At 73.5% G+C, this 4,328-nt stretch carries 2 protein-coding genes; both read right to left on the bottom strand.

What is annotated here, in order from left to right:
• Window positions 1-2,879 (bottom strand): error-prone DNA polymerase (locus QM611_RS06015; protein WP_415078998.1); only part of this gene is annotated, 2,879 nt, incomplete at its 3' end.
• Window positions 2,879-4,328, bottom strand: a 1,450-nt coding sequence (locus QM611_RS06010; RefSeq protein ID WP_415078997.1) for a DNA polymerase Y family protein, incomplete at its 5' end; no start/stop codon positions are given. The genes QM611_RS06010 and QM611_RS06015, both read right to left, overlap by 1 nt.

Below are 4,328 nucleotides of genomic sequence, written 5' to 3'. Positions count from 1 at the left end.
GCGCGCGCGTCGACGATGCGCCGGGCGGCGGCCTCGCCGACCCCCTTCACCGCGGCGAGCCCCAGCCGCACCGCGAACGCGCCGTCGCGGCGGTGCGCGGCGGACTCGTCGGGAGCCTCGGGGTCGAAGTCGCCGACGGGCGGCTGGTCGCGGGCGAGGCAGGTGTCGAGGCCGGTGACCGGCCCTTCGACAAGCTCAGGGACCGGGACGAGCTCAGGGACCGAGACGGGCTCAGGGAGCGCGACGAGCTCCAGGCCAGCGCCGACGGCGGACAGGTGCAGGTCGGGGCGGCGCACCTCGACCCCGTGGCGGCGCGCGTCCGCCACGAGCGTCGACGCGGAGTAGAACCCCATCGGCTGCGAGCGCAGCAGCCCCGCGAGGAAGGCGGCCGGGTAGTGCAGCTTGAGCCATGACGACGCGTACACGAGCAGCGCGAATGACAGCGAGTGGCTCTCGGCGAAGCCGAAGTTCGCGAACGCCTGGATCTTGGCGTAGATCGCGTCGGCGTCCTCTCCCACGAGGCCGTTGCGGGCCATGCCGGCGTAGAGCTTCTCGCGCACCTTCTCGATGCGCTCGTACCCGCGCTTGGAGCCCATCGCGCGGCGCAGCACGTCGGCGTCGTCGGCGGAGAGCTCGCCGACGACCATCGCCATCTGCATGATCTGCTCCTGGAACACCGGGATGCCCATCGTGCGCTCGAGCACGGGTTTGAGCTTCGGATGCGGGTACGTCACCGCCTCCTGCCCGAGCTTGCGCCGCACGAACGGGTGCACCGCGCCGCCCTGGATGGGCCCGGGGCGGATGAGGGCGATCTGGATGACGAGCTGCTCGTAGCTGCGCGGCTGCAGCCGGGGCAGCAGCCCCATCTGCGCGCGCGACTCGACCTGGAACACTCCGATCGAGTCGGCCCGGCACAGCATGTCGTAGACGGCGGGCTCCTCCTTCGGGATGCGATCGAGGCTCCACGCCTCCCCCGTCGCCGCCTCGACGAGGTCGAAGCAGTGCTGCAGCGCGGAGAGCATGCCGAGTCCGAGCAGGTCGAACTTCACGAGCCCCATCCACGCCGCGTCGTCCTTGTCCCACTGGATGACGGTGCGGTCCTTCATGCGCGCGTGCTCGATGGGCACGACCTCGCCGACGGGGCGCTCGGTGAGCACCATCCCGCCGGAGTGGATGCCGAGGTGCCGCGGCGCCCCCATCAGCTCGGTCGCGTAGGCGACGACCTGTTCCGGGATGTCGTGCCCTTCGCTCGTGTCGAGCAGCGCCCCCCACTGCTCGACCTGCTTCGACCACGCGTCCTGCTGCCCCGGCGAGTGGCCGAGCGCCCTCGCCATGTCGCGCACCGCGTTCTTCGGCCGGTACTGGATGACGTTGCACACCTGCGCGGCGCGCTCCCGCCCGTACTTGCCGTACACGTACTGGATGATCTGCTCGCGCCGGTCGGAGTCGAAGTCCACGTCGATGTCGGGCTCCTCCTCGCGGATGCTGGAGATGAACCGCTCGAACGGCAGGTTGTACTTGATCGCGTCGACGGCGGTGATGTCGAGGACGTAGCAGACGACGCTGCTGGCGGCCGAGCCGCGGCCCTGGCACAGGATGCCGAGCTCGCGCGCTTTCTGCACGATGTCGTGCACGATGAGGAAGTACCCCGGGAACCCCTTGCGCTCGATGACGTCGAGCTCTTTCTCGATGCGGGCCCGGTGCTCGGGCGCGAGCGCGGGGTATTTGCGCGGCACGGCGTCCCACACCAGCTGCCGCAGGTACGACATCGGCGTGTGCCCGGCGGGGACGACCTGCTTCGGCAGCGCGGGTTTTGCCTGGCGCAGCGGGAAGGCGAGCTCGCCGGCGAGCGCGACGGTGCGCTCGATCGCGCCGGGGTGGCGCGCGAAGCGCGCCGTCATCTCCGCCCCCGACCGCAGGAACGCACTGCCGTGCGCGGGCAGCCAGCCATCCAGCTCGTCGAGGCTGCGGGCGGCCCGCACCGCGGCGATCGCCGCCGCGAGGTGCTCGCGCTCCGGCATCGCGTAGTGCACGTTGTTGGTCGCGAGCACGGGAAGACGGCGGGATGCGGCAAGCGCCGCCAGGATGTCGTTGGCCGGCTGGTCGAGCGGGTCGCCGTGGTCCATCAGCTCGACGTTGACCGCGTCGCGGCCGAACAGCTCCGCGAGCCGGTCGAGCTCGCGCCCTGCAGCACGCTCGGCGTCGGCCGCGATGGCGCCGTCCGCGGTGAAGAGCGCGCGGCGCACGGCGCCCTTGCGGCATCCGGTCAGCACCGCCCAGTGCCCTCGCCCGCGCGTCGCGAGCTCTTCCAGGTCGTAGGCCGGCTGCCCCTTCTCGCCGCCGCGCAGCTGTGCCGCGGTGATGGCGCCGGCGAGGCGGTGGTAGCCCTCCTCGCCGCGCGCCAGCACGAGCAGGTGGGTCCCCGCCGGGTCGGTCTCGTTCTTCTGCCTCCCCCGGCCCCTGAGCAAGCGCCGCCCTGAGCTTGTCGAAGGGTCGAAGGGCGCGAGTGACAGCTCCGCCCCGAACACCGTGTGCAGTTCGAGCGCCTCCGCCGCCTCGGCGAAGCGCACAATGCCGTAAAAGCCGTCGTGGTCGGTGAGCGCGAGCGCGTGCAAGCCGAGCCGCTCCGCCTCTTCCGCGAGGTCTTCCGGCGACGACGCCCCGTCGAGGAACGAGTACGACGAGTGCGCGTGCAGTTCGGCGTAGGGCACCGCGTCGGCGGGGCGCTGGATGGCCGGCGCGACATACGGATCGCGTTTGCGCGTCCACGCCGGGCTGTCTCCACCGTCGGCGTCGCTCGGCCGGTCGGAAGGCCGGCGCTTGTCGCTGAGGGCGCGCTCGAACTCCGACCACGGGACGGCAGGGTTGTGCCATCCCATCAGTCGTACACTCCCTCCACGGTCCACGCGCCGGCCTCGTGCACGACGAGCCACGCGACCTGCTCGGTGTCGACGAGCTGGAACCGGTGTGCGCGGCGGGCGCGCGCGGCATCCCACCCCCGCTCCGACACCGGCCACGGCCCTGCCCACGCCTCGATCTCTCTTTGTCTCGGTCCCTGAGCTTGTCGAAGGGCCAGCACCGCCGGCACGGCGCTCAGCCCGCCGCGCTCGTCGACCACGACCGGCCGGCCCGCGGCATCCCTCACCTCCGCCGTCGGCGGAGCCGGGAACACCGTGCCCGGCAGCGGGGCGGGAAGGCGCCCCGGCCACGGCCGCGAGCGCTCGGTCGCGAGCACCACGCGGTCGCCCCACGGCACGAGCGCTTGCCGCTCGGCGAGCCAGCGGCCGCCGCCGATCGCGGGAACGAGCACACCGCGGTGTCCGAGCATCGCCTGCACGCGAGACAGGACGTGGTGCACGCGCTCGTCGGCTCCAGCTCCGAAGATGGCCGGCTGGTGGTGGGATGCCGCGTCGACCGCCGCGGGCTCGACGCGCACTCGTGCGATCCCGGCCACGGCCGGCTCCGACGTTCGCTCCGCCAGTGCCTGCACCTGCCAGCGCACCCGGTCGACGACCCCCGCCGCGTCGAACGACCCCGGGTGCAGCCACACGCGCTCCGATCCCTCGCCGCGCTCTTGGTCGAGCACGACCCGCAGCTCGGTGCACACGAGCCCTTCGGCGCCGAGGGCTGCGACGAACTCCTCCGCCGTGACGCGCACGGCGAACGCCACCTGGTCGACGAGCTCCAGCGGCGGCTCGAACGCGATCTCGCGGGCCAGCTCGGGCGGGGGCGCGCGCGGCCGCACCGGGCGGGAGTCGCGACCGCGCGCGAGGTCGTGCAGGCGCGCGCCGAGCGGGCCGAACCTGCCGAGCACGCTGTCGGCATCGAGTGCGGCGAACTCGCCGAGCGTGCGCACGCCGAGACGGCCGAGCAGTTCGGCGGGGCCACCGTTCTCCTGTCGGCTGTCGCGGGCGAGCCCCGTCGCTACGGCATCGAGTGCGGTCACCGGCAACGGCGCGAGGAACGCTGCCGCCGCACCCGCAGGCGCCGAGCGCACGCCGCCGGGCGGAGCGGCCAGTGCCGCCTGCTCTGCGGTGAACGGACCATCGCCGACGCCCGCGCGCGCGAAGGCGAGCCCTAGCTCGGCGAGCGCCGTCAGCAGCACTCGCGCGGCGTGCTCCTCGCCCCCGTAGTAGCGGGCGGGGCCGCGCGCCCGCAGCGCGCACAGCCCCGGGCGGATCGGTTGCACCCCCGGCGCCAGCTCTTCGACGCGCGCGATGACCGGCTCGAAGAGCCGCTGGTCGCGCGCGGGGTCGGATGCCGCGACGCGCAGCCGCGGACACCGCGCCTGCGCGTCGCGTCGGCGCTGCCCCCGCCGCACGCCCTCG

It is taken from the genome of Microbacterium sp. (assembly GCF_047606685.1).
In the GTDB taxonomy this organism is placed as follows: Bacteria; Actinomycetota; Actinomycetes; order Actinomycetales; family Microbacteriaceae; genus Microbacterium.
This window is presented reverse-complemented; position numbering and strand designations above follow the sequence as displayed.